The sequence below is a fragment of the Paraburkholderia sp. RL17-373-BIF-A genome (genome assembly GCF_046030175.1).
GTDB lineage: Bacteria > Pseudomonadota > Gammaproteobacteria > Burkholderiales > Burkholderiaceae > Paraburkholderia.
In genome coordinates this window covers 1-248 of the sequence record NZ_JARESO010000542.1, presented here as the reverse complement: position 1 = coordinate 248, position 248 = coordinate 1, and the positions used below count along the sequence as shown (strand labels likewise).

General features: G+C 60.1%; 1 protein-coding gene. It reads right to left on the bottom strand.

Annotation, left to right across the window (positions count from 1 at the left end; translation table 11 throughout):
- Nucleotides 1–30 precede the first annotated feature (30 nt).
- On the bottom strand, nt 31–248 hold a 218-nt coding region (locus P0D80_RS51680), incomplete at its 5' end, for a plasmid pRiA4b ORF-3 family protein (protein WP_408296808.1).

Below are 248 nucleotides of genomic sequence, written 5' to 3'. Positions count from 1 at the left end.
GTAAGCGACATTTGGCGGCCGTCTTGACGATCAGAATTTGATCTCGAAGAGGCGTTCGTTGAGGCCCTGGAGGTCAAAGGCAGCAGGATCGAAACTACCGCCACACCAGTCGAGCAACCGGTGGTGTTCCTCATGAGCGGGATCAATGATCGCGTCGAGGAACTCGATGTAGCCGGGTACGCCGCCAACATCTTCCGGCGGACAGGCATTGCGGCCGCCCAGGCAGATGGGCGAGCGCAGCTCAGGGT